Here is a 24,214-nt window from a genome sequence, read left to right on the forward strand (position 1 = left end):
CCTCATCCCTCGGTGACGTGGACTGCGATGGGCGGACCGTACGCGATCCTGCCCTGACAGGCCGCCTTCACCGCCAGCCAGTACCTCCCGGGGGCGGTGGTGAGGGGCGGGGCGATCTCGAACGAGGGCTCGGCGGGGCGGTCCGGCCGCACGCACAGGGGCTGCGCGGCGGGCCCGGCGAGCCGCCAGGTGCCGTACGGGGAGGCGAGGTACGCGGTACCGGTGAGGGCGCTGCGGATCCCGGTGCTGCCGACCCGGACCCGTACACGGACCCGCTCGCCCGGGGCCACGGTGACCGCGGGCCCGATGACCCGGACCCAGAGCCGGGCCGGCACCGGGCCGCCGGGGACGGTGACGGTGAGGGCGTCCTCGAACTCCCCCTCCGGGGTGGCGGCGAGGACCCGGACCAGGTGCTCCCCCGGGGCCGCGCCGGGGTCGGGCCGCACGGTGAGGGGGATCCGGGCGTGGCCGCCCGGCGGGAGCTCCAGGGTCCGGCGGGTCCAGGCGGCCCGCCAGCCGTCGGGGGCGCGGACCTCCAGGGTGACGGGGCCCGCGGCGGCTCCGTGCGCGGCCGCGGTGACGGTGGCGTCGTCGGGGGTTCCCCGGCAGGTCACCGTCCAGGGGGCGTCGCCGAGCGGGGCGGTGCCGGTGTTGTGGAGCCAGTAGCGGCTGAACACGGGCTGGATCGGCTCGCGTTCGCCGGCCCGCGCGGGCATGCCGGAGCGGGTGGGGAGCAGCAGGGTGGTCGTGGCGGCGCCGTCGACGCGTCCGCCGAAGGGGCCCCGCGGCCGGTCCAGGAGGTCGGCCTCGACGGCGTCACCCGCTGGCTCCGCCGACCGGGCCACGACCGGGAAGGCCGGGCGGCCGTGGGTCTCGCGCAGCCTGACGGCGAGGTCAGCGCCGCCCTCGGCCCTCTTCACCGCCTCCACGAGGACCCGGTCGGCCGGTTCCACGACGAGGAGGGACCGGGCGGGCGGACGCGGCCCGGGGCCGGGGGCGGCCGTCACGGCGGTCAGCGGCTTGTTGAACTCCCGCCCGCGGCGCGGCAGATCGGCCTCCCGCCAGTCCCCGTGGCCGGCGACCAGGGCGTGTTCGAAGACGTGGGTCCAGTGCTGGAGCTGGAAGGAGCTGCCGTCGGGGGTGGTGCGGCGGGGCGGGTCCATCCACTCCCCGCTGGGGCGGCCGGTACAGGAGCGCAGCAGGGTGCTGTGGAGGCGGCCCCGTGTGTCGATCGCGAAGCTGGGCGTCCCGCGAACGAGGACCCCGACCGTCCGCCCCGCGTACGGCACTTCGCGGGGCCCGGCCACCGGCGCCGGGGCGGCCGCCACGGACCGTACGACGGCTCCGGGGCGGTCTCCGGCGTGGCCTCCGGGCCGGTCCCCAGCGGGGTCTTCGGCGTGGTCTCCAGCCCGGTCCCCGGCGGGGTCTTCGGCGTGCCCTTCCGGCCGCTCCCCGGCGCGCTCTCCAGGCCGGTCCCCGGCGAGGGCCGGCGGCGGCGGGACCAGGCGGCCCGTCGTGGTCAGGTCCGCGGCCAGGCGCCCCGGCGGCCCGGTGTGCACGAGCACCGGCAGGTCGCGCGGGCCGGTCAGGTCGCAGCCGGGCACCCACAGTTCCCGCAGCGGGGCCCGGGCGGGGATCCAGGCCCGCGCGTGTTCCCGTAGCGCACGCCCGTACGCGGGACCGGCCGAGGCCAGCACCGTCGCCGTGAAGGGGTTCCGCCCGGGGCCCCCGAGCGCGATGCGGAAGTCCGGCAGGCTGCTGTCCACCGCCAGGTCGCCCCAGCGCGGCCCGCCGGGCCGGGTCGGGGTCGCCGTGACACCGAGGCGGCCCAGGGCGGTGACGAGCTCCCGCAGGCCGGGCGGAGCCGCACCCTCCGGCAGCACGATCTCGCAGGCCCCCAACGCCCGGCCGACACCGTCGGCGCAGTCCCCATCGACACCGGCACCACCGGCACCGCCCGCGTCGGCGCGGTCGCCGGGCCCGGTCAGGGGCGCCGACAGGGCGAACCAGTTCAGGCAGGCGCTGTCCAGGGTCCACGGCGCCCGGGTGTGATCGGCCCCGGCATCCGCCTCCGGGAAGGCGAAGCCGCGCCCGACCGCCGCCGCGGCGGTCTCCGCGACCGGCAGCGCCCCGGGCACGTCGGCGGGTATCCGCAGCCTCAGCAGCGTGTCGCTGCCCTCGAAGTCGACGCGGGTGGTCAGTTCGACGCGGTCCAGGCCGTCCCACAGGGTGGTCACGCGGGTCCAGCGGACGGGACCGGTCCGCCCCTCGGAGACGATCCGCGAGCCCAGCGGCCCCCGTTCCGCCCGGCAGGACCGCGCGGGCGCGCCGCCCGAACCGGTGCCGGGCCCCTTGGGCAGCAGGTGCCAGGGCCCCTCGCCGAAGTACGGGTGCTGCGCGTGCTCCTCCTGGACGACCAGTTCGTCCACCTCACCGGGGGTGATGATCTCCTGGCCGGTGCGCCGGTGGAGCAGCCGGGTGAGGCCGCCGCCGCGCTCCGGGTCCGCCTCGGCGCGGAAGAGGCCGTTCTCGACCGCGGTACCGGCCGCGGGCGCCCACCCGCCGGAGAGCGGCTCCGGCGAGGCCGCCAGCCACCAGGTGCGGTGGCCGAGCGGGGGCACGTCCGCGGCGAGGAAGACCACGTGCGCGCCCCCGCCCCCCACGGCCTCCAGGTGGACGGCGGCGGCGCGTCCCTCGGCGTCGAGCACGGCCAGGCGGGCGGCCCCGTCAGCGGTCAGCCCCACCGCGGCCAGGTCCACCCGGGTCCGTACGAGATCGGTCCGGGTCCACGACAGCGGGTTGTGCACGGTCACGGCGAGCGGGCCGGGACCGCGGGTGTCGGCGGCGGCGGTGAGCGCTGCCAGCGCCTCCTCCCGTACGGCGCCCGCCAGTTCGTGGGCCTCCCGCCAGGTGGGCAGGAGGTCCAGGTAGACCTGGTCGGAGAAGGTCCCGGTGACGGCGTCGTGGTGGGCGGCGTGCAGCAGGTGCCGCCACGCCTTGGCGAGGGTGTGGCCCGGGTGGGTCAGCAGCCCCTCGGCGCAGGCGAGCGCGGCGAAGGCCTCGGCCTGCTCCAGGAGGTTCTCGGCGGCGCGGTGGGCCTGTTTCACATCGGCGTAGCTGACGTCCTTGCCGGTGTAGACGGGGCCCATCTCCCGGGTCACGGGCAGCGGCCGCTCACCCCGTGCGGCGAGTTCGGCCCGGACGGCGTCGAAGTGGGCGCGCGGACCGGAGTGTTCCATGCGCGGCCAGCGGTAACGGCGGTTCCAGGCGTGCTGCACGTCCAGGCCCCAGCGGTGCGGCCAGGAGAAGTCGGTGCCCATCGGGATCAGGACGTTCTTCGTGGCGGCGGCGGGGCGCAGCAGTTCGTAGAGCTCCAGCAGCCGTTCGGCGGCGGCTTCGGCGTCCGGTGCCCGGTGGGAGGGCCAGCCGGCGGAGTAGTGCGCGGGCAGGTAGTGCAGCAGCAGACCCTCGCCGCCGGGCGCGATCCACTCGTACTCGGCGGGCAGTTGCATCGCGGCGGGCGCTCGCAGGGCCTCGCCCCAGGCGTCCATCATCGGGCCCCACTGGTGGTGGGGGCCGCGGGCGAGGACGGCGGAGTCGAGTCCGCAGCCGGCCATCAGGGCGGGGAAGGAGGGGTCGTGGCCGAACACGTCGAGCTGCCAGGCGGTGCGCGGGTCGGCGCCGAGGGTGGCGCGGTGCAGGGCCAGGCCGTGGACGGCGCTGCGGACGGTGCTCTCGGCGGAGGTGAGGGTGGTGGAGGGCTCGTTGTAGGTGCCTCCGACGATCTCCAGGCGGCCCTCGGCGATGAGGGCGCGCAGTTCGGCGCGGTCTTCGGGGTGGGCGTCCCAGTACGGCTTGAGGTAGTCGGTCTCGGAGAGGACGAAGCGGTACGCGGGGTCGTCGCGGGCCTGTTGGAGGTGGAGCGGGACCAGGGTGAAGGCGGGGACTCCGACGTACTCCCAGGCGGGTCGGGGCGCGCCGGGTGCGGGCGGGGCGTCCCACAGGGCGGTGTAGGCGGCCTGGGTGTTCCACCACAGGGGGTCGTAGTGGAAGTGCGGGACGAGCCGTACGGTCCAGCCCGGTTCGGCGACGGTGAGGGTGAACGGCAGCTCGGCCAGGGTCCGTCCGTCGGGGGTGGCGACGCGGGCGGTGGCCGGGATCCGGATGCCGGGCGGTGCGCCGGCGGTGTCGACGCCGACCTCGACGGTGGACCCCGCAGCCCCGCCGGCGCACTCCTCGGCGGTGTCGGCGCGCAACAGGCGGGGATGCGGGGTGTGCAGGCCGGGGCCGCGCACGGTGACGCACAACGGGCCGGCGGGGCGGCTCCTGCGCACGCAGATCCGCACCGCCTGCACGGGGGATGCGGACGGGCCGACGAAAAGGGCCGGGGTGGTCACGGACGTGACCGAAATACCGCTGTCCATTTGCGCACCCTTCCTCGTGCGGCCGAAGGCAAATCAACTAAACCGCATTAGCGCACTCAGGTTCCTCACCCACAGCCCTTCTGTCAACGGGACTGAAGCGCTTAAGCAGCAGCGCACGCGCCGTGATCGGAATGGCGGCCGTGAAGGCCCTGTTGACTTCCCCGACGGGGCGCGGCAGCTTATGCGCATCCGGCGAATTCCCCTGAACTCCAGGACCTTTCATGCACCAGGCGGCCCCACGGACCCTGCGTTTCGGCGCGAATTACACCCCGACCCGGGGCTGGTTCCACCATTGGCTGGACTTCGACCTCGACGAGGTCAGGGCCGACCTCGACTCCATCGCAGCGCTCGGTCTGGACCATGTGCGGGTGTTCCCCCTGTGGCCGGTGTTCCAGCCGAACCGCACCCTGATCCGGCCGCGGGCCGTCGAACAGCTCGTGGCGCTCGCCGACGCGGCCGCCGAGCGCGGCCTCGACGTCAACGTGGACGGTCTCCAGGGGCACTTGTCCAGCTTCGACTTCCTGCCCGCCTGGACCGGGACCTGGCACCGGCGCGGCATCTTCACCGACCCGGAGGTCGTGGCCGGGCAGGAGGAGTACCTGCGCACCCTGGCCGGCGCCCTCGCAGACCGGCCCAACTTCCTGGGCATGACCGTCGGCAACGAGATCAACCAGTTCTCCGACGCCCCCCACCCCGACCCCGACCGGATCACCCCGGCGCAGGCCGCCCACTGGCTGGGCCGGATGCTCGCCGCCTGCGAGCGGGGCGCGCCGGGACGGCTGCACCTGCACGCCGAGTACGACGCCGTCTGGTACCGGGAGGGCCACCCCTTCACGCCCGCCCAGGCGGCCCGGCTCGGCGGGGCCACCGCCGTGCACTCGTGGGTGTTCAACGGCACCGCGCAGCGCCACGGCCGCAGCGGGACGGCCACCGAGCACCACGCCGCGTACCTGATCGAACTGTCCAAGGCCTGGGCCGCGGACCCGCGCCGCCCGGTGTGGCTCCAGGAGGTCGGGGCGCCCGCGCCGCTGGTCCCGCCCGAGCACGCGGCGCGGTTCTCCGAGGCCACCGTGGCCGCCGCGCTGGACTGCCCGGACCTGTGGGGCGTCACCTGGTGGTGCTCGCACGACGTGTCCAGGGAGCTCGCGGACTTCCCGGAGCTGGAGTACGGCCTCGGGCTGCTCACCAACGACCGCCGCGCCAAGCCCGTCGCGGCCGCCGTCGCGCGGATCGCCGGGGCCTGGCGGGGCCGGGAGCACCGCCCCGCCCTACGGTCCACCGCGCTCGCGCTGGACGCGGGCGGGACCGGGACGGACGAGGCGGCCCCCGGGCGGGCGGCCTGCGCCCCGGGCGGCGCGTTCTTCGAGGCCTGGGCGGTGCTGGCGGCGCGGGGGGTGCGCCCCGCAGTGGTCCTGGAGGAGCACGCCGGGGACCCGGCCCGGCTGGCCGAACGCGGCATCACCGAAGTACTGCGCGTGCACGACGTGATCCGACCCCCTTCCCCCTCGTGAGGAGCCCGCATGTCCGAGACCTGCAACGGCGCCGATCCTCGTACCCCCGCCACCGCGACCTCCCCCACCCCCGCCGCTGCGGCAGCGCCCGCCGCCCGGCCCGCCGCGCGCCCCACCCGGCGCGCGCTCCTGGCCGCGGGTGCCGCCGGGGCGGGGGCGGCCGCCCTGCCCCGGCCCGCCTCCGCGGCGCCGGCCCCCGCCCCGGCCTCCGGCGCCGTCCCGGCCGCACCGCCGCCCGCCCTGGCCCCGTACGCCTCCTACTGGTTCCCCGAGTCGCTCCCCTCCGGCACCCCGGGCCCCGGCATCGTCTGGCGCTCCCTCGCCGACTGGTCCCCCGGGTCCGACCCGGACCTGGCCCACAACACCGCGTCCGTGCCGCTGGCCCCGCGGTTCGCCCCGGTGCCGGCGAACCGCACCGCCCGCGCCGGCCGGGCCCGGATCTCCGCCCTGGTCTCCTTCGGTCCCACCGCGGGCAATCCCTCCCAGGGTTCGGCGACCGCCGACCACTACGCCCTGAGCCACTGGGCGTACCTGGACGAGCTGGTCTTCTGGGGCGGCTCCGCCGGAGAGGGCATCGTCCTCGCCCCGAACGCGCCGGTGGTCGACGCCGCCCACCGCAACGGGGTCCCGGTCCTCGGGAACGTCTTCCTGCCGCCCGTCGCCTACGGCGGGGACCTCCAGTGGACCCGCGACCTGGTCCGGCGGGACCCCCTCGGCCGCTTCCCGCTGGCGGAGCGGCTCGTCGAGGTGGCCCGCGCGTACGGCTTCGACGGCTGGTTCGTCAACGCCGAGACGGACGGCGGGGACGGCGCGCTCGCCACCCGGACCCGGGAGTTCCTGCACGCCCTGCGGGCGGCCGGCTCCCCGCACGGGCTGCGGATCACCTGGTACGACGCCATGAACAGCACCGGCCGGGTCGGCTGGCAGGGTGCCCTGAACGCGCTCAACCAGGAGTTCTTCGAGGACCGGTCGGGGAAGGTCACCGACTCTCTGTTCGTCGACTTCCGCTGGACCGCGCGGAGCCTGGCGGAGTCGGCCGCGCTCGCCGAGCGCCTCGGCCGCTCCCGCCACGAGCTGTGGGCGGCCGTGGACACGGAGTCCCGCGGCTGGGACACCCGGGTCGACTGGGACGCGATCCTCCCGCGCGACCGCGACCACGTCGTCAGCCTCGGCCTGTACCGGCCCGAGTGGACCCGCAACCACCTCACCGACCGCTCGCCCGGCGCCTTCCACCGGGCCGACGACCGGTTCTGGACGGGCGAGTCCCTGGATCCGGCCCGTCCCGCGCCCGAGCCCCCGTCCGGCTGGCGGGCCCCGGCCACGGCGGTGACCGACCGGTCCACGGTCGCCGCCCTGCCCTTCGGCTGCTCGTTCAACACCGGGCACGGACTGCGCTGGTACGAGGGGGGCGCGGTCGCCTCCGACACGCCCTGGAACCACCTCGGGCTCCAGGACCGGCTCCCCGGCCGCCGCTGGGTGGTGGACACCGCCGGGGAGCGCCCCTCGGTGACCCTGGACTTCGCGGAAGCCTGGCGCGGCGGCTCCAGCCTGCTCGTCGCCGGGAACCTCGCCGCACCCGCGTCGATCGGCCTGCACGCCACCCGGCTGGCGCTGACCCCCGGGGCGGTCGCGGAGCTCGTCCACTCCGGCGGGGCGTCGGTGGAGCTCGGTGTCGCGACCCGGGAGGCGGCCGGCCCCGGCGAGCCCGTGCCGTACACCTGGCTGGCGGCGGCCGGGCCGGGCGGCGGCCGGGGGTGGCGGACCTCCCGCGTGGCGCTCGCGCCGCTGGCCGGGAAGACCGCGTACGCCCTCGCCGTACGGATCACCGTGCCCGGGAAGAAGGCGGTGTCCTGGCGGCTCGGCGCCCTGACGCTGCGCGACACCGACCGCCATCGGCCCCCGGCCGCTCCCGCGCACCTGAAGGTCGACGCCGCGGCCCGGCGGGGCGCGGAAGCCGAGCTCCGCCTCTCCTGGGAGCGGGCGCCGGGCCCGGTCCGCCACTACGAGCTGCACCGCCTCCTCCCGGACGGCACCCGCCGCTTCCTCGGCGGCACCTGCGGGACCGCCCTCCACCTCCCCTCCGTCACCCGCGCCGGCACGGAGCGGGCGGCCGCCTTCGAGCTGAGGGCCGTCGACGAGACGTACGCCGCCTCCGCACCGGCCCGCACCACCCTGCCCTGGCGGGCCGGCTAGCCGGTGTGGGGCTCGGTGCGCGGGACGGCGACCGTGACGCGCAGCCCGTGCGGAGGGTTCGTCGCGTAGGAGAGGGTCCCGCCGCCCGAGGCGAGCAGGGCGCGGGAGATGGAGAGCCCGAGCCCGGACCCCTTGACGTTCTGGTGGCGGCCGCTGCGCCAGAAGCGGTCACCGACGCGCAGCAGCTCCTCCTCGGTCAGGCCGGGCCCCCGGTCGGCGACGACGACGAGCGCGCTGCGGCCCTCGACGGCGACCGACACCTGCACCTCCTCGCCCTCCGGCGTGAACTTCAGGGCGTTGTCGATGACGGCGTCGAGGGCGCTGGAGAGCGCGATGGGGTCGGCCCAGCCGGTGACGGCGGTCCGGCCCGTCTCGGTGAGCCGTACGCCCTTCTCCTCGGCGTACGGCCGCCAGGCGGCGACCCGTTCGGCGGTGAGGGCCCCGATGTCGGTGAGGCTGATCTCGGCGGAGGCGTGCTCGGCGAGCGCCAGGTCCAGCAGGTCGTCCAGGACCTGGGCGAGGCGTTTGCCCTCGGTGCGCACGGAGGCGATCTCCTCGTTCCCCTCGGGCAGTTCGAGGGCGAGGAGCTCGATGCGCAGGAGCAGCGCGGCGAGCGGGTTGCGCAGCTGGTGGGAGGCGTCCGCGACGAACGCCCGCTGCTGCTCCAGTACCTCTTCGACGTTGTCGGCCATCTCGTTGAACGAACGGGCCAGGCGGCGGAGTTCCGGAGGGCCGCCGGAGGCCGCGACGCGGGAGTTCATCCGGCCGGTGGCGATGCCGTGCGCGGCCGCGTCCAGGGTCCGCACGGGCTTGAGGACCCAGCCGGTGAGGCGCAGGGCCGCGCCGAACGCGAGCAGCATGGCGGCGGCGAGGCCGGCGGCGATGATCAGCCAGCCGCGCAGGATCGCGCCGCGCATCTGTTCGGTGGGTGATTCGGTGGCGACGACGGCGACGACGTCCCCGTCGAGCACGACCGGGGAGACCACGAGGAGCTTGCCGTCGGTCTGCCAGGGCCACACCTGCCCGGGGTCGTGGCTGCGGCGTCCGGCGAGCGCCTCCTCGAAGGCCCGACGGCCCTCCCCCGACTCGGGGAGCTGCCACCAGCCGGGGGCGCGGACCATGGCGTTGTCGTCGCGGTAGAAGATCCCGACGCGGATCCCGTACAGCTCGTGGTAGCGGGCGAGTTCCAGCTGGAGGGTGTCGCGGCGCTCGTCGGCGCCGGTGGAACCGGAGCCCTCGGCGTCGATGACGAACTGGGCGAGGGCCGCGAAGCGGGCGCTGTCGTCGATCCGGTCGACGACCACCTTCTGCTGCTGGGCGGCGGCCAGGCTGACGGCGAGGGGGAAGCCGAGCGCGAGCAGCACCCCCGCCATGAGGACGACGAGGAGCGGGAGCAGCCGGGCACGCACGGCGGGACCCCTAGGGCGCGGCCGGGGTGACGAGCCGGTAGCCCACCCCGCGGACGGTCTCGATGAGCGCGGGCATCCCCAGCTTGGAGCGCAGCGAGGCGACGTGCACCTCAAGGGTGCGGCCGGTCCCTTCCCAACTGGTGCGCCACACCTCGCTGATGATCTGTTCGCGGCGGAAGACCACGCCCGGCCGCTGCGCGAGCAGGGCCAGCAGGTCGAACTCCTTGCGGGTGAGCGGCACGTCGGCGCCGTTCACGCTGACCCGGCGGGTCGGGAGCTCGATGGCGACCGCGCCGAGCCGCACCAGCGCCGGAGTGCCGTTGCCGCCGGCGGTGGCGGCGGACTCCTCGGAGCCCCCGGTGCGGCGGGCGACGGCGTGGATGCGGGCCAGCAGCTCGCCGGTGTCGTAGGGCTTGACCACGTAGTCGTCGGCGCCCATGTTCAGGCCGTGGATGCGCGAGCGCACGTCGGCCCGCGCGGTGACCATGATGACCGGCGTGGCGGTGCGCTTGCGGATCTTGCCGCAGACCTCGTAGCCGTCCTGGTCGGGCAGGCCGAGGTCGAGCAGGATCACCCCGTAGGGGGAGGCGCCGGACGGGGCACCGGCCGGCAGCAGCGCCTGCAGGGCCTCCTCGCCGTTGCGGGCGTGGGTCACCTGGAAGCCGTGCCGGGCGAGGATCGCGGACAGGGCGGCGGCGACGTGGTCATCGTCCTCGACGAGCAGCAGTCTCATGGCGTCCCCCTTTCCTCGATTCCTGGATGTGTACACGGGCACCCTGCATCCACGCCCATGAAGAGTCCCACGTCAAGGGGGTTACGGTCCGGCGAGTCTTCTGTTATCCACCCGGTACGGGCGAAACGTGCCGGGGGCGGGTGTCACGTACGGAGCGTATCGGCGCGAGGCCGGATCGTTATGCTCAATTCTCCCTCAGATGTGATGACGCTGTGCGCAACCCGTCACTACTGTCCTCCCAACCGACGGAGGACGGAGCAAGAAGCCGATGAGCGGAGTATCAGTGACCAAGGACGTTCAGGACGCGGCGGGAGCCGCGGACGGCCTGGTCGTACTGAGCAACGTCAACAAGCACTTCGGCGCGCTGCACGTGCTTCAGGACATCGATCTGAGCATTGCCCGCGGTGAGGTCGTCGTGGTGATCGGTCCTTCGGGATCGGGCAAGTCCACGCTGTGCCGGACGATCAACCGGCTGGAGACGATCGACTCGGGGAGCATCACGCTCGACGGGAAGCCGCTGCCGGCCGAGGGCAAGGAACTGGCCCGGCTGCGTGCCGACGTGGGCATGGTCTTCCAGTCGTTCAACCTGTTCGCGCACAAGACGGTGCTGCAGAACGTGATGCTGGGTCAGCTCAAGGTCCGCAAGACGGACCAGGCGACCGCCCTGGAGAGGGCGAAGTCGCTGCTCGACCGGGTGGGCGTCGGCTCGCAGGCCGACAAGTACCCGGCCCAGCTGTCCGGAGGCCAGCAGCAGCGCGTCGCGATCGCCAGGGCGCTCGCGATGGAGCCCAAGGTGATGCTCTTCGACGAGCCCACCTCGGCGCTCGACCCGGAGATGATCAACGAGGTGCTGGAGGTCATGCAGCAGCTCGCGGCCGAGGGCATGACGATGGTCGTCGTCACGCACGAGATGGGCTTCGCCCGCTCCGCCGCCAACCGGGTCGTCTTCATGGCCGACGGAAAGATCGTCGAACAGGCCACGCCCGAACAGTTCTTCAGCAACCCGCGCAGCGACCGCGCCAAGGACTTCCTGTCGAAGATCCTGCACCACTGACGCCCGCGTCTGGTAGTGATCCGGTCGACGGCGCACGCCGTCGCCACGACGTGCCCCGCTCGTCGTCCAACAACGTCTCATCCGAGGGAAGTTCACCATGAAGGTTCTCAAGGTCGGCGCGGCCGCCGCCACGGCCGTCGTCCTCGCCCTGACCGCGACCGCCTGCGGCGGCGGCTCGAAGGACTCGGCCTCCGACGCGGGCGCGTCGGGCGGCGGCAAGTCGGACAAGATCGTCATCGGCATCAAGTTCGACCAGCCCGGCCTGGGCCTGAAGACCCCCGACGGCAAGTACACCGGCTTCGACGTGGACGTGGCCACGTACGTGGCCAAGGAGCTGGGCTACCAGCCGGACCAGATCGAGTGGAAGCAGGCCGTCAGCGCCGAGCGCGAGAACCTGATCTCCAACGGCGACGTGAAGTTCATCGCCGCGACGTACTCGATCAACGACAAGCGCAAGGCGAAGGTCGACTTCGCGGGCCCGTACTTCCTGGCCCACCAGGACCTGCTGGTCCGCACCGACGACAGCAGCATCACCAAGGTCGAGGACCTCAACAAGAAGAAGCTCTGCTCCGTCACCGGCTCCACCTCGGCGCAGAACGTCAAGAAGGACCTGGCCAAGGACGCCGACCTGCAGGAGCTCCCGGGCTACTCCGAGTGCCTGACGGGCCTGGAGAACAAGGCCGTTGACGCGCTGACCACGGACGACTCGATCCTGGCCGGCTACGCCGCGCAGGAGAAGAACAAGGGCAAGTTCAAGCTCGTCGGTCTGAAGATGAGCAACGAGAACTACGGCATCGGTCTGAAGAAGGGCGACAAGGAGCTCCAGACCAAGATCAACGCCGCGCTCCGGAAGATGGTCTCGGACGGCTCCTGGGAGGCGGCCGTGAAGAAGAACCTCGGCCCGGCCGACTACAAGAACGAGCCTGCCCCGCAGATCACCGAAGGCAGCTGATTTCCCGGTGGGGCGCGCCGCCGCCCGCCCGTCCGCGGGCGGCGGCGCGCCCCACCGGCCACTCTGGGGAGAGCGCAGGGCAACGTGTTCGACTTTCTTGATTCCGGGCAGTACGACCTGCTCGGAGCCTTCTGGGTGACGGTTCAGCTCACCCTCTACTCGGCGGTGGGCTCCCTGATCTGGGGCACCGTCCTGGCCGGGATGCGGGTCAGCCCGGTCCCGCTGCTGCGGGGCTTCGGCACCGCTTACGTCAACCTGGTCCGCAACACGCCGCTGACCCTGCTGATCATCGGCTGCTCACTGGGGCTGAACCAGACCATGGGCGTCACGCTGGGCGGCGGCACCTTCAAGGAGACCGGCTTCCGGCTCGCGGTCCTCGGACTGATCGCCTACACCGGCACCTTCGTCTGCGAGGCGCTGCGCTCGGGCATCAACACGGTGCCCGTCGGCCAGGCCGAGGCCGCCCGCGCGCTGGGGCTGAGCTTCACGCAGGTGCTCACCCTGATCGTGCTCCCCCAGGCCTGGCGGGCGGTCGTCGCCCCGCTCGCCAACGTACTGATCGCGCTCACCAAGAACACCACGGTGGCGGCGGCCATCGGCGTGGCCGAAGCGGCCCTGCTGATGAAGGAAATGGTCGAGAACGAGGCGGACGCGCTCTTCGCCGTCTTCGGGATCTTCGCCCTCGGCTTCTGTCTGCTGACCCTGCCCACCGGGCTGCTGCTGGGCTGGGTGGCCAAGCGAGTGGCGGTGAAGCGATGAGCTCCGTGCTGTACGACGTCCCGGGCCCCAAGGCCAAAGCCCGCAACCGGATCTACACCGGGGTCTTCCTGGTCCTGCTCGGCCTCCTCGCCTGGTGGGTCCTGTCGGCCATGGCGGACAAGCACCAGCTCGACGCCGACAAGTGGACCCCCTTCGTCACCGACGGCCGGATCTGGACCACCTACCTGATCCCCGGCCTGCTGGTGACCCTGAAGGCCGCGGCCATCTCCATGGTCATAGCCCTGCCCCTGGGCGCCCTGCTGGGCATCGGCCGGCTCTCGGACCACGCCTGGGTGCGCATCCCGGTCGGCACGGTCGTCGAGTTCTTCCGCGCCATCCCGGTGCTGATGCTGATGCTCTTCGGCTCGGCCTTCTTCGTCCAGTTCACCGAGGTGCCCTCCGACTCCCGGCCGCTGTACGCGGTCGTGGCCGGCCTGGTCCTGTACAACGCGTCGGTAATCGCCGAGATCCTCCGGGCGGGCGTGCTCTCCCTGCCCCGCGGCCAGACCGACGCCGCCAAGGCGATCGGCATGCGCAAGGGCCAGACCATGGTCTACGTCCTGCTCCCGCAGGCGGTCACCGCGATGCTGCCCGCCCTGGTCAGCCAGCTCGTGGTGATCCTCAAGGACACCGCGCTCGGCGGCACGCTGCTCGGCCTCACCGAACTGCTCGCGGCGAACCGGCAGGTCTCGGCGAACTACAGCAACACCATCGCCACCCTCGTGGTCATCGCCCTGATCTTCATCGCGGTGAACTTCGCGCTCACCAGCTTCGCCTCCTGGCTGGAGGGGCGGCTGCGCAAGTCCACCAAGAGCACCGGCGCCGTGGTCGGCGCCGGTGAGGTCAGCGACATGGCCACCGGCCAGGCGGTCTGACGCCGGGTCAGCGACAAGACGTAACCTGTGTGGTGCGGCGGAGTCTTCCGCCGCACCACACCGCTACGTCCGGACGGGTGTCACTTGACGCAGGCACCTCCAGTGGGTTGCATACGTTCTGTGATCACATACCGGACATCGGGAGCCCTGCCATGGACCCGGTGATCGTCGTCGGCGCGGGCCCGGTCGGACTGTCCCTGTCCCTCGCCCTGGCCGGCCACGGCGTACCCTCCGTCCTCCTCGACGAGGGGCCCGGCAAGGACGAACCCCGGCCCGCCCGTTCCGTCGTCCTGCACGGCGACACCGCCGCGATGGTGCACCGGCTGGGCTGCGCCACCCTGCGCGACGAGGGGGCGCACTTCGCGGCCTGGCGCACCATGCGGCGCCGTCAGGAGATGCGCCGGATCACCTTCGAGGACGGGCCCGCGCCCCTGCACCTCCCGCAGCACGCCCTCACGCGCGGCCTTCGCGACGCCGCCGCCGCGCACCCCCTCGTCCAGCTGGTCACCGACTGCAAGCTGGACTCCCTGGAGCAGGACGGCCGCGGGGTCACCGCGCACACCCGGGGCTCCGAAGCCACCTGGTGGCGCGGCAGCCACCTCGTCGGCTGTGACGGGGCCCGCTCCACCGTGCGCAAGCTGCTCGGCATCCGCTTCCCGGGGCGGACCGCCGTGGAACGCCACGCCGTCGCCGCGCTGCGCGCCGAACTGCCCTGGCCCGGCGAGGCCTTGCTGCACCGCAACCCGCCGTCCGGGCCCGAGGAGGTCACCGCCCGGCCGCTGCCCGACGGGGTCTGGCGGCTGGACTGGCTGCTGGCCGCGCGCGGCGAGCTGGTCACCCCGGACGCCCTCGTCACCCTCATCCGGGACACCCTCGCGGGGTGGTGCGGGGGCACCACTCCCCCGTACGACCTGATCGACACCGGGGTGCACACCCTGCACCACCGGCTCGCCCGGCGCTGGCGCGACGGCCGCGCCTTCCTCGCCGGGGACGCGGCGCACCTCCTGGGCGCGCTCGGCACCCAGGGCGTCGAGGAGGGGCTGCGCGACGCGGAGAACCTCGCCTGGAAGCTGGCCCTGGCCTGGCACCAGGGCGCCTCCGAGGCCCTGCTCGACAGCTACGAGGGCGAGCGGCGCACCGCCGTCGCCGCCCGGCTGCGCGCCGCCGACCAGTCCCTGCCGGCCCTGCGGGGCGGCGGCGGCCTGCGCACCCTGCTTCCCGGATCCGCGCGTTCCGCCGAGGCCCTGCTCACCGACGGGCACCTGGGCCGGGGCCCGCTCGGCGCGGAGCCGGTGTACGCCCCGCCGGTGGCCGTACGGGAGGTACCGACGGCGACGGAGCCGGGCGGTCCGGTGGCGAACGTACCCGTCACGGCACCCGACGGGGCCACCGTGCCGCTGCGCGACCTGCTGGGGCGCGGCCGGCTGCTGGTCCTGCTCGTCGCCCCGGGCACCGGGGTGTGGGACCGGCGGCACTGGCAGAGCGCCGGGCTGATGCCCCGGCTCGCGGCGGCCGTGAGCGCCCTCCCGGTCCGCACCGAGCTGCTGGTCGCGGACTCCTACCCGGGGGCTCCGGCCCACACCGTGCTCCTCGTCCGGCCCGACGGGCACCTGGCGGCCACCTTCGCAGGGGTCCGTCCGGCGGAGCTGTACAAGGCGGCGGACGCGGTCCGGGCCGGCGCCCCGGACGGCGCCCCCGCGGCGGCTCCCTCCCCCGCTCCCTCCACCACGCCCACAGCCGTGATCGATTGACGCTCCCGGGCACGCGTGGTTCACTCACCGACATGACCGGCAACGACGTACGCCTGTGGCGGAGGGTCCACATGGACCTGCTCCGCTACGCGGGCTGCGTGTGTCGCCCTTCCTGCTGATTCGCCTTCCCTCCGCGCGCCCCGTGCCCTTCCGGGCCCGCGCGCACCTTTCGCGAACCCCCAGGACGGTCATCGCATGTCTGCCCCCGCGCCCACGCACGCTCCGGCCCCCGCGCACGCCCCTGCCCGCACCGCCGCGCCGACTGCGGCGGATCTCCTCGCCTTCGCCCTGCGCACCGCCGCCGACCCGGCGGTCGTGGACTCCCTGCCGCTGGATCCGGAGGGCCGCACCTGGATCCGGCTCGACGGTCCGGGCGGCAGCGAGGCCTGGCTGATCGGCTGGCCTCCCGGCACCGGCACCGGCTGGCACGACCACGCCGAGTCCCGGGGCGCCTTCGCGACCGCGCGGGGCCGGCTCACCGAACGCTCCCTGGCGGTACGGCTCCCCTCGGAGGGCTGGCAGAGCCTGGAGCTGGCTCCCGGAGTGGACCGCAGCCGCACCCTGGCCGCGGGCGCGGGACGCGGCTTCGGGGAGCACCACGTCCACGAGGTCCTCAACGAGTCCCCGGACGGGCACGCGATCTCCGTCCACGCCTACTACCCGCCGCTGCCGTTGATCCGCCGCTACGGCCGCAGCGGACCCGTCCTCACCCTGGAGCAGGTCGAGCGCCCGGCGGACTGGCAGTGAGCGCCCCGGTCGGCATCGACGAGCTGCTGGAACGGGTCCGCGCGGGCTACACCCGCATCGCACCGCGGGCCGCCCACGAGGCGTTCCTCGACGGGGCCCTGCTGGTGGACATCCGCTACCAGGCGCTGCGCGAGCGGGACGGGCTGATCCCCGGCGCGGTGGTCGTCGAGCGCAACGAACTGGAGTGGCGGCTCGATCCGCAGGGCTCCCACCGTCTCCCGCAGGCCACCGGTCACGGCCTCCCGGTCGTGGTGATCTGCAACGAGGGGTACGCCTCCACGCTGGCCGCGGCCTCCCTGCACGCCCTGGGGCTGCACCGGGCGACGGATCTGACGGGCGGCTTCCAGGCCTGGAAGGCGGCCGGCCTCCCCGTCGTCCCCGCCTGACGCCGGGCCGCCCCATCGGTTTCGGGCCGCCGCCCCGGCTCCGTCCGGAGCCCGGCGGCCCGAGGCCACCCCCCGGATCTCCGAGCCGCTCCGGGAACCCGGTCTCGGACGCGGGTTTCGGACCCGAGGCCCTCTCGGACCGGGGATTCGGGGCCCGGGGTCTCGGCCCCGGGTTGCGGACGCGCGGGTCGTGGACGCCCGGGTTGCAGACGCCCAGGTCGCGGGACCCGGGACTCAGGACCCGGGCCTCAGAGTCCGGGACCCCCCGGGTACCCGAGGTCGTCGGCGTCCTCGCCCTCCGATTCCAGGGCGCGCCGGACCACCCGCAGGGCCATGCCCTCCGGGTACCCCTTGCGGGCGAGCATCCCGGCGAGGCGCCGGATCCGCTTGTCCCGCTCCAGGCCCCGGGTGGAGCGGAGCTTGCGCTCCACGAGCTCCCGGGCCGTGCACTCCTCCTGCTCGGAGTCCAGCTGCTCCAGCGCCTCCTGCACGAGGGTGGTGTGCACCCCCTTGGTCCGCAGCTCCTGCGCGAGCGCCCGGCGGGCGAGCCCCCGGCCGCGGTGCCGGGACTCGACCCAGGCCCCCGCGAAGGCGGCGTCGTCGATCAGGCCCACCTCCTCGTACCGGGAGAGGACCTCCTGCGACACCTCCTCGGGGATGCCCCGCTTCTCCAGGGCGTCCGCGAGCTGGCGCCGGGTCCGCGGCATCCCGGTGAGCAGGCGCAGGCAGATCGCCCGCGCCTGCTCCTCGGGACTCTGGGGCGGCAGCTCCTGGCGGCCCTCACGCCCGCCGCTCGCGCCGCCCCTCTCCTGCTCCCGCACGGGTCAGCTCTTGGCGACGGCGGCCTTGGCCGACGTCTTGGCCTTCGACGCCGGGGCGGGCACGGCGGCCGCGGAGTCGGCCGATGCGGCGGCCGGCTCGTCGCCGGCGGCGTCCTTGCGGACACCCACGCCCAGCTTCTCCTTGATCTTCCGCTCGATCTCGTTGGCGAGGTCGGGGTTGTCCTTCAGGAAGTTGCGGGCGTTCTCCTTGCCCTGGCCCAGCTGGTCGCCCTCGTACGTGTACCAGGCGCCGGCCTTGCGCACGAAGCCGTGCTCCACGCCCATGTCGATCAGGCCGCCCTCGCGGCTGATGCCCTGGCCGTAGAGGATGTCGAACTCGGCCTGCTTGAAGGGGGGCGCGACCTTGTTCTTGACGACCTTGACGCGGGTGCGGTTGCCGACCGCGTCGGTGCCGTCCTTGAGCGTCTCGATGCGGCGGATGTCCAGGCGCACCGAGGCGTAGAACTTCAGCGCGCGGCCACCGGTGGTGGTCTCGGGCGAGCCGAACATCACACCGATCTTCTCGCGGAGCTGGTTGATGAAGATCGCGGTGGTCTTGGACTGGTTGAGCGCGCCCGTGATCTTGCGGAGGGCCTGGCTCATCAGGCGGGCCTGGAGACCGACGTGCGAGTCGCCCATCTCACCCTCGATCTCCGCGCGCGGCACGAGCGCCGCGACGGAGTCGATGACGATCAGGTCGAGCGCGCCGGAGCGCACCAGCATGTCGACGATCTCCAGCGCCTGCTCGCCGGTGTCCGGCTGGGACAGGATGAGGTTGTCGGTGTCCACGCCGAGGGCCTTGGCGTACTCGGGGTCGAGCGCGTGCTCGGCGTCCACGAAGGCGACGGTGCCGCCGGCCTTCTGTGCGTTGGCCACGGCGTGCAGGGTGAGGGTGGTCTTACCGGAGGACTCCGGCCCGTACACCTCGATCACACGGCCGCGGGGCAGCCCGCCGACGCCGAGGGCGATGTCCAGAGCGGTCGACCCGGTGGGGATGACCTCGATGGGGTCGTTCGGCTTGTCGCCGAGGCGCATGACCGCACCCTTGCCGAATTGCCGTTCAATCTGTGCGAGCGCGGCGTCGAGAGCCTTCTCGCGGTCGGTGCCTGCCATGGGTTCCACCCGGTTTGCTTGAGTCGATCGCTTCACGCCATTGACGCTAACGCCTGCCACTGACAATGCGCTCCCACACCCGTTCCGGCTGTGGATAACCCATCAGAATGGATGTTCGATTTTCCTGTCAAGCGGCCCCCTCCCCTGCGCGCCGCGCGCAGCTGAGCGGCGCCGCCGGCCTGGGTTCGCCGGCCCCTGATCCGGCTGCGTCCGATGGGGCGAGCGGGCCGGATCGGGGCGGACGTACAGTCAGTCCTCCAGGCGGACCGGCATCAGGATCGAGAAGGTGCCCTCGTCGTCGGGCCGGCGGATCGCGATCGGCGCCGTCGGGGCCCCGAGCTCCAGCAACAGCCGGTCCCGGGCTCCGGCGGCCAGCGCGTTCAGCAGGAACTCACGGTTGACCGCGACGCGGTTCGGGTCGTCGTCGCTGTCCGCGCAGAGGGTCACCACGCCGCCGCCCTCCACCCTGAGCACGCTGAGGTCGGGCGCTCCCGCCTCGGCCACACGGACAGGACCGGTCTCCAGGGCCTTCCGGAAGGCCGCCACCTCGACGAGGGCGCGGCGTCCGCCGGCCGCCGGCAGGAGACGACGGTAGTCGGGGAAGTCGTGGTCAAGGCACTGACCGGCCGCCTCCCTGTCCCCGGCCTCCAGGGTCACGCGGCCACCGTCGACGCAGAGCCGCACGGGTCCCTCGCCGTCCGACAGCGCCCGCATCGCGTCGACGAGCGGGGCGGGCACGATGACCTGCACTCGGCTCCCGTCGTGTCCGGCGACGCCTGCCCGCGCGACAGCCATGCGGTACCGGTCGGTGGCCACGACATGGAGGCTCTCCCCCTCGATGTCGAACAGGACACCGCCGAGCATGGGCAGCTCCGGGTCGGTGCTCACCGCGAAACGGACCGTGTCCAGCGCGGCTGCCAGCTCGGGCGCGGCGATGGACAGCCGGACGGCGGCGATGCGGAGCGAAGTCATGGCGTTCTCCCTGTGACCGAGTAGTGCTTGGAGCGCGGAGAACTCGCTGCGGGCATCGGACAGCCCTCGTTCGATGCGGCGCAGGTGTGCCTTGAGCAGCTTCCGGACCAGGTCGGTGTCCGCGCCGGACCAGCTGGCCAGCACCAGCCGGATGTCCGCCAGCGGCATCCCGGCCCGGCGCAAGCGGGCCAGCACCCGGGCCTCTTCGAGCTGCTCGGGTCCGTACCAGCGGTATCCGCTCACCGGATCCACCCAGGCCGGGACCAGCACACCGGCACGGTCGTAGAACCGCAGGGCACTCACGCCCAGGCCACTGTCGCGGGCCATCTCGCCGATGCTGCGCATGTCGTTCTCCACACCCGGCACTCTGGGCCCTGCACAAGGTCGAGGGTCAATACGGCTCCGGCTGCCCCATACGGATGACGCACCGGAGTGATCACCACCGGTCAGACACCTTCCACGGAGCACGGCGGGGCCGCCGCCGCCCGGGTGGGGGCGGGCGGCGGCCCCGGTGGGCGCGCGGAGGGGATCAGTCGGGGAGGCGGTCCGTGATCCAGACGGCCAGTTCCTCGGTGATGGCCGTGTGCACGGTGGTCGTGGACGAACAGCGGAAGTCGTCCAGCTCGCTCTCCTCCGGGCTCATGGCGTCGATGCGCGCGTACAGGTCGTCCTGCTCCTCGACGTCGCGGACCGCGACCGCGCTGACCGCGGGGACGAAGCACACGTCCTCGTGCCGCAGGTCCGCCTTGCCGCCGAGCTTCTCCATCGCCTCGGCGAGGATCCCGTACGTGTGCAGGGTTCCGCCCGGCGCGCCGTCCATCTCCGGGAAGCCGCTGGTCGTAATGGTCTTCTCGGCCTTGGGGAACCTGCGGTTGAGGTAGGCGACCGTCACGTCGTCGCCCTGGGCCTGGGTGTAGAAGGTGGTGCCCGGGTAGATCCGGTCGATCCGCAGCGCGACCTCGCCGGGTCCCACGTCCGGCAGGCCGACCCCGTCGGCGCGGCCGTTGGCCACGCCGATCTTCATCGGGATCTGCGGCCAGCCGCCGACCCGCTCCAGGGCGGCCAGGAACTCCGTGCGCTCCGGGGCGACGCCGATCTTGCCGGTGTCCTTGTCGTAGTGCTGCCACAGCATCTGGCGCGCGGCCGGGCTGTTCATCTGCCTCGCGAAGTCGTTCGGGAACGGGATGAAGTGCGAGAACGCCTGCACCCCGACCGGGACGGAAGCACCGCGGTGCGGGCTGTCGTAGGAGAAGTACAGCCCGGTCCGGTGGTCCATCCGGAGCGTCTCCAGCCTGGCGAGCGCGTAGCGGGTGACGATGCCGCCCATGCTGAAGCCGCCGACGACCAGGCGGGTCTCGCCCACCTGCTCGGCGACGGCCCGCTGGATGGCCGCCTCGGCCGCCTGCGCGTTGTCGAGGATCGACGCGGTGCGCTCCTCGAAGCCGAGCAGGATCACGTCCCTGCCCCGCCGGCGCAGCTCGCTGATGAACGGGAAGCCGCTCTCCAGCCCCTGGTAGAGGACCTCCAGCTTGCTGCGGCCGAGGCTGAAGCCGTCGGCCATGATCACGGGCCGGGTGAGGTGGCGGTTGCCCTCGCCGAGGAAGACCCACGCGAAGCCGTTCGGAAGGATCCACTCCTCGTGCTCCGGTACGTCGATCGGAGCGGAGGGTTCGGCGGTCAGCGGACCGCCGAGGGTGAACGAACCGACGTTGGGCTCGGCCGTCTCGGACATGGTCGTACTCCTTGGGGGAGGGGTGGGGGGAGACGAGGTCATCATGGAGGGCGATTCGGCCGCTTCACTCCTCTGACCTGCAAGGTTCACCACATTTGATGGAGCACCCACGGAATGGGTTTAGTGCCCCTGGCATGTGCCCGTGGCCTGTTCTCATCGCTCGCCCGTTCCATCCCCCGGGCACTCAGCCGGTGATGGCGGCGCCGAACCAGCGCCGCAGCGGGACGGACAGGCCCTCCTGGTCCGCACCGACCCACACCACGTGGCCGTCCGGCCGCAGCAGCACGGCGGGCGCGTCCGGTTCCCCGCCGGCATCGACGACGTGGTCGACCCGGTCCGCCCAGCCCGCCACCGACAGCAGGCCGGTCCGGTCGAGCAGCAGGCCGCGACCGCCGCGCATCAGCTCGTAGAGGCGCCCCTGCTTCAGCTCCACGTCCCGCATGCGCCGCCCGAGCAGGTCGTGCCCCTCGCCCAGGTCGTAGCGGACCCCGACCGCGGTGATCTGCTCGGTCACGTACCGGTTGACCACCTCGAAGTCCATCAGCTGCGAGACGAACTCCCGCAGCGCCCGCGCGGCCGGATCCGCCCCGAGCAGCACCCCCTGCGCGAGGGTGCTGTGCAGTACGCGGGCGCCCTCCGCGTGCCGTTCGTCGTGGTAGCTGTCCAGCAGCCCCGCGGGCGCCCAGCCGTTGACCTCCGCGGCCAGCTTCCAGCCGAGGTTGAACGCGTCCTGGACACCGAGGTTGAGGCCCTGCCCGGCGGTCGGCGGGTGGATGTGCGCCGCGTCCCCGGCCAGCAGCACCCGGCCGACCCGGTAGCGCTCGGCCTGCCGGGTGGCGTCGCCGACCCGTGAGATCCAGCGCGGCGAGTGCGCGCCGAAGTCGGTGCCCGCGAACTCCCGGAGCCGCGCCGTGAACTCCGCGAAGGTCGGCGCGGTCGTACGGTCCTGCACCGGCCCCCCGTCGGGCACGATGACGCGGTACGCCCCGCCGCCCAGGGGAACGGCGCCGAACCGGACGTGGGTCTTGCGGATCTCCCCGATCACGGCGGCCAGCTCCGCCGGTTCCGCGGTCAGCTCCACGTCGCCCAGCAGCGTCTCGACCTTGGTCGGCTCGCCGGGGAAGCCGACGCCGAGCAGCTTGCGCACCGTGCTGCGGCCGCCGTCGCAGCCGACGAGGAAGCGCGAGCGCAGCCGCGTGCCGTCGGCCAGTTCGACGTCCACCCCGTCCTCGTCCTGCGCCAGCCCGGCCAGTTCGGCGCCGCGCCGGATCTCGGCCCCGAGTTCCACGGCCCGCTCGGTGAGCAGCCGCTCGGTGACCGTCTGCTCGATGGCGAGACCGTACGGGTGCGCCGTGTCCACCCCGTCGGGCCACGGCTTGATGATGGCCGAGAAGAAGCCGCCGGCCTGGAAGCGCTCGCCGTGTGCCAGGAACCGGTCGAGCAGGCCGCGCTGGTCCATCACCTCGACGCTGCGCACGTGCAGCCCGCGCGCCCGGGACAGACCGGACGGCTCCGTCAGCTTCTCCAGCACGACCGTCCGCACCCCGGCCAGCCGCAGTTCGGCGGCCAGCATCAACCCGGTCGGTCCACCACCCGCGATGATCACGTCGATCATTGCATTCCCCCTGTGTTCGTGCAGGTCATAGCTTCGATGGGTGATTCTGCGGCACCGACCGGGCCTTGCCGCAAGTCCGCCCGGAACGGGCCGGCCCCGCCGACGTCGATGTCGGCGGGGCCGGGGTGGTGCGGGGGTCAGGCGGGGACGACCGACGCCGTCGCTACGGCTTCGGCAGGACGCAGCCGGGGCGGTTCAGGTCGATCTGGTTGCCGGGGCCGATGCAGGGGACGAGGACGTACGTCTCCTGGGCGTAGTTGATGCCCTGGCGGACCGTCACGTTGCCGTTCTCGTCCACCTCGCACGGGTTGTTGTCCGTGCAGCGCTGTCCGTCCTCGTTGCCCGTGTTGTTGACGGCGACGACCTTGCCGGTCGTCGTGTCGATCACCGGGGAGCCGGAGGTGCCGCCGATGGTGTTGCAGGACGAGGTGTAGCGGACCGAGTCCTTCCAGGTCCAGGCGCCCTCCTTGAGGCGGTACGCGAACCCGTCGACGCTGCAGCTGTAGGTGCGCTTCCAGTACCCGGACACCACCTTGATCGACGAACCCTGCGCCGGGTGGGCGTCGTTGAGGGTGAGCGCGCCGATGCCGTACTGGCTCTGGATCTGCGCGTACGTCTTGGTCAGCTGGTACAGCGAGACGTCCGTGTCCGTCATCGTCCCGTACGCGATCTTGCTGGCGCGCAGCGTCGCGACCTTGGAGCCGGAAGCGTTGAGCAGCGAGAACGAGCGGCTGGAGGCGCGGTTGACCAGGACCTCGCCGGCCGCCGGGAAGCCGGTCTCCAGGCAGTGCCCGTTGGAGAGGACGAGCGCGGGGTCGTTCGGCTGCGAGGCGGGGGTGCGGACGACCGAGCCGGAACAGTTGCTGAGCGCGACGGTGCCCGCGTACGTGACGGCCACGGCCTGCGGGTTCTTGACCGTTGCCCGGTCCGTGTCGTGGGGGGCGGAGGCCACGGCCGGCGCCGCCGCCGCTCCGGTGAGGAGCAGGGAGAGCAGGAGGCCGGTGAGAGGCTTGTTCATGTGGGGGTTCCCCTCTGGTGACGAATGCGACCGAAGATCCTTCGGTTGTCATGCGCATTCTCAGTTGACCTGAGTCAACTCACAAGAGGGCCTTGACAGTTGAAGAACGGGCGAGCGGCCGGGCCCTGAACGCTTCTCCCCCCAACCCC

The 24,214-nt window shown here is 73.4% G+C and carries 19 protein-coding genes; 10 read left to right on the forward strand and 9 right to left on the reverse strand.

What is annotated here, in order from left to right; all coding sequences use genetic code 11:
- Positions 1-2 precede the first annotated feature (2 nt).
- Entirely contained in the window at positions 3-4,424 is a 4,422-nt protein-coding gene (locus OG295_RS08635; RefSeq protein ID WP_371676362.1) for an NEW3 domain-containing protein, read from the reverse strand.
- Between the two features lie 221 nt (positions 4,425-4,645).
- Between OG295_RS08635 and OG295_RS08640 the strand changes: the two genes are divergently transcribed.
- Together OG295_RS08640 and OG295_RS08645 are read left to right on the forward strand one after the other, a co-directional pair.
- Positions 4,646-5,935, forward strand: coding sequence for a glycosyl hydrolase (locus OG295_RS08640; RefSeq protein ID WP_371676363.1), 1,290 nt, complete (start codon positions 4,646-4,648; stop codon positions 5,933-5,935).
- 9 nt (positions 5,936-5,944) lie between these two features.
- Positions 5,945-8,128 carry an endo-beta-N-acetylglucosaminidase gene (locus OG295_RS08645; protein ID WP_371676364.1) on the forward strand — a complete coding sequence of 728 codons (2,184 nt, stop codon included), beginning with the start codon at positions 5,945-5,947 and terminating at the stop codon, positions 8,126-8,128.
- On the opposite strand, the gene OG295_RS08650 is transcribed toward OG295_RS08645, so the two are convergent.
- Complete coding sequence (locus tag OG295_RS08650; protein WP_371676365.1) at positions 8,125-9,537, reverse strand: ATP-binding protein; 1,413 nt, start codon at positions 9,535-9,537, stop codon at positions 8,125-8,127. The genes OG295_RS08645 and OG295_RS08650 overlap by 4 nt on opposite strands.
- A gap of 10 nt (positions 9,538-9,547) precedes the next feature.
- On the reverse strand, positions 9,548-10,270 hold the full coding sequence (locus OG295_RS08655) for a response regulator transcription factor (RefSeq protein WP_371676366.1): 723 nt from the start codon (positions 10,268-10,270) through the stop codon (positions 9,548-9,550).
- A 268-nt stretch (positions 10,271-10,538) separates the two neighbouring features.
- On the opposite strand from OG295_RS08655, the gene OG295_RS08660 reads away from it, so the two are divergent.
- From OG295_RS08660 to OG295_RS08695, 8 genes are all read left to right on the forward strand, one after another.
- Positions 10,539-11,324, forward strand: coding sequence for an amino acid ABC transporter ATP-binding protein (locus tag OG295_RS08660; RefSeq protein ID WP_371676367.1), 786 nt, complete (start codon positions 10,539-10,541; stop codon positions 11,322-11,324).
- 97 nt (positions 11,325-11,421) lie between these two features.
- Positions 11,422-12,276, forward strand: coding sequence for a glutamate ABC transporter substrate-binding protein (locus OG295_RS08665; protein WP_371676368.1), 855 nt, complete (start codon positions 11,422-11,424; stop codon positions 12,274-12,276).
- Positions 12,277-12,360: 84 nt separating this feature from the next.
- The gene (locus OG295_RS08670; protein WP_100660863.1) at positions 12,361-13,035 is read left to right on the forward strand and encodes an amino acid ABC transporter permease; all 675 of its coding nucleotides are present in this window, start codon (positions 12,361-12,363) and stop codon (positions 13,033-13,035) included.
- The gene (locus OG295_RS08675; RefSeq protein WP_037688914.1) at positions 13,032-13,910 is read left to right on the forward strand and encodes an amino acid ABC transporter permease; all 879 of its coding nucleotides are present in this window, start codon (positions 13,032-13,034) and stop codon (positions 13,908-13,910) included. Before OG295_RS08670 ends, OG295_RS08675 begins: the two co-directional genes overlap by 4 nt.
- Positions 13,911-14,062: 152 nt before the next feature.
- Positions 14,063-15,661 (forward strand): FAD-dependent monooxygenase, encoded by a 1,599-nt coding sequence (locus OG295_RS08680; RefSeq protein WP_371676369.1) that lies wholly within the window; start codon positions 14,063-14,065, stop codon positions 15,659-15,661.
- Positions 15,662-15,693: 32 nt separating this feature from the next.
- The gene (locus tag OG295_RS08685; protein ID WP_311318651.1) at positions 15,694-15,780 is read left to right on the forward strand and encodes a putative leader peptide; all 87 of its coding nucleotides are present in this window, start codon (positions 15,694-15,696) and stop codon (positions 15,778-15,780) included.
- A 76-nt stretch (positions 15,781-15,856) separates the two neighbouring features.
- On the forward strand, positions 15,857-16,408 hold the full coding sequence (locus OG295_RS08690; protein WP_371676370.1) for a cysteine dioxygenase: 552 nt from the start codon (positions 15,857-15,859) through the stop codon (positions 16,406-16,408).
- Positions 16,405-16,794 (forward strand): rhodanese-like domain-containing protein, encoded by a 390-nt coding sequence (locus OG295_RS08695; protein WP_371676371.1) that lies wholly within the window; start codon positions 16,405-16,407, stop codon positions 16,792-16,794. The genes OG295_RS08690 and OG295_RS08695 overlap by 4 nt, the downstream gene beginning before the upstream one ends.
- 248 nt (positions 16,795-17,042) lie before the next feature.
- On the opposite strand, the gene recX is transcribed toward OG295_RS08695, so the two are convergent.
- From recX to OG295_RS08725, 6 genes are all read right to left on the reverse strand, one after another.
- Positions 17,043-17,615, reverse strand: a complete 573-nt coding sequence (gene recX, locus OG295_RS08700; RefSeq protein WP_371676372.1) for a recombination regulator RecX — start codon at positions 17,613-17,615, stop codon at positions 17,043-17,045.
- 3 nt (positions 17,616-17,618) lie between these two features.
- Positions 17,619-18,728, reverse strand: coding sequence for a recombinase RecA (recA, locus tag OG295_RS08705; protein ID WP_371676373.1), 1,110 nt, complete (start codon positions 18,726-18,728; stop codon positions 17,619-17,621).
- Positions 18,729-18,977: 249 nt separating this feature from the next.
- Positions 18,978-20,045, reverse strand: coding sequence for a MerR family transcriptional regulator (locus OG295_RS08710; protein ID WP_371676374.1), 1,068 nt, complete (start codon positions 20,043-20,045; stop codon positions 18,978-18,980).
- A gap of 184 nt (positions 20,046-20,229) precedes the next feature.
- The gene (locus OG295_RS08715; protein ID WP_371676375.1) at positions 20,230-21,432 is read right to left on the reverse strand and encodes an esterase/lipase family protein; all 1,203 of its coding nucleotides are present in this window, start codon (positions 21,430-21,432) and stop codon (positions 20,230-20,232) included.
- Positions 21,433-21,616: 184 nt separating this feature from the next.
- A complete protein-coding gene (gene rox / locus OG295_RS08720; protein ID WP_371676376.1) occupies positions 21,617-23,047 on the reverse strand; it encodes a rifampin monooxygenase in 1,431 nt (476 codons plus the stop codon).
- A gap of 163 nt (positions 23,048-23,210) precedes the next feature.
- Complete coding sequence (locus tag OG295_RS08725) at positions 23,211-24,065, reverse strand: serine protease (protein WP_371676377.1); 855 nt, start codon at positions 24,063-24,065, stop codon at positions 23,211-23,213.
- Between the last annotated feature and the right edge of the window lie 149 nt (positions 24,066-24,214).

Source organism: Streptomyces sp. NBC_01276 (assembly GCF_041435355.1).
In the GTDB taxonomy this organism is placed as follows: Bacteria; Actinomycetota; Actinomycetes; order Streptomycetales; family Streptomycetaceae; genus Streptomyces.

Excerpts from the sequence above, each read along its gene's own strand:
- OG295_RS08635 (WP_371676362.1), bottom strand. The coding sequence starts at position 4,424 with ATGGACAGCGGTATTTCGGTCACGTCCGTGACCACCCCGGCCCTTTTC.
- OG295_RS08640 (WP_371676363.1), top strand. The coding sequence starts at position 4,646 with ATGCACCAGGCGGCCCCACGGACCCTGCGTTTCGGCGCGAATTACACC.
- OG295_RS08645 (WP_371676364.1), top strand. The coding sequence starts at position 5,945 with ATGTCCGAGACCTGCAACGGCGCCGATCCTCGTACCCCCGCCACCGCG.
- OG295_RS08655 (WP_371676366.1), bottom strand. The coding sequence starts at position 10,270 with ATGAGACTGCTGCTCGTCGAGGACGATGACCACGTCGCCGCCGCCCTG.
- OG295_RS08660 (WP_371676367.1), top strand. The coding sequence starts at position 10,539 with ATGAGCGGAGTATCAGTGACCAAGGACGTTCAGGACGCGGCGGGAGCC.
- OG295_RS08665 (WP_371676368.1), top strand. The coding sequence starts at position 11,422 with ATGAAGGTTCTCAAGGTCGGCGCGGCCGCCGCCACGGCCGTCGTCCTC.
- OG295_RS08675 (WP_037688914.1), top strand. The coding sequence starts at position 13,032 with ATGAGCTCCGTGCTGTACGACGTCCCGGGCCCCAAGGCCAAAGCCCGC.
- OG295_RS08680 (WP_371676369.1), top strand. The coding sequence starts at position 14,063 with ATGGACCCGGTGATCGTCGTCGGCGCGGGCCCGGTCGGACTGTCCCTG.
- OG295_RS08685 (WP_311318651.1), top strand. The coding sequence starts at position 15,694 with ATGACCGGCAACGACGTACGCCTGTGGCGGAGGGTCCACATGGACCTG.
- OG295_RS08690 (WP_371676370.1), top strand. The coding sequence starts at position 15,857 with ATGTCTGCCCCCGCGCCCACGCACGCTCCGGCCCCCGCGCACGCCCCT.
- recA (WP_371676373.1), bottom strand. The coding sequence starts at position 18,728 with ATGGCAGGCACCGACCGCGAGAAGGCTCTCGACGCCGCGCTCGCACAG.
- OG295_RS08710 (WP_371676374.1), bottom strand. The coding sequence starts at position 20,045 with ATGCGCAGCATCGGCGAGATGGCCCGCGACAGTGGCCTGGGCGTGAGT.
- OG295_RS08715 (WP_371676375.1), bottom strand. The coding sequence starts at position 21,432 with ATGTCCGAGACGGCCGAGCCCAACGTCGGTTCGTTCACCCTCGGCGGT.
- rox (WP_371676376.1), bottom strand. The coding sequence starts at position 23,047 with ATGATCGACGTGATCATCGCGGGTGGTGGACCGACCGGGTTGATGCTG.
- OG295_RS08725 (WP_371676377.1), bottom strand. The coding sequence starts at position 24,065 with ATGAACAAGCCTCTCACCGGCCTCCTGCTCTCCCTGCTCCTCACCGGA.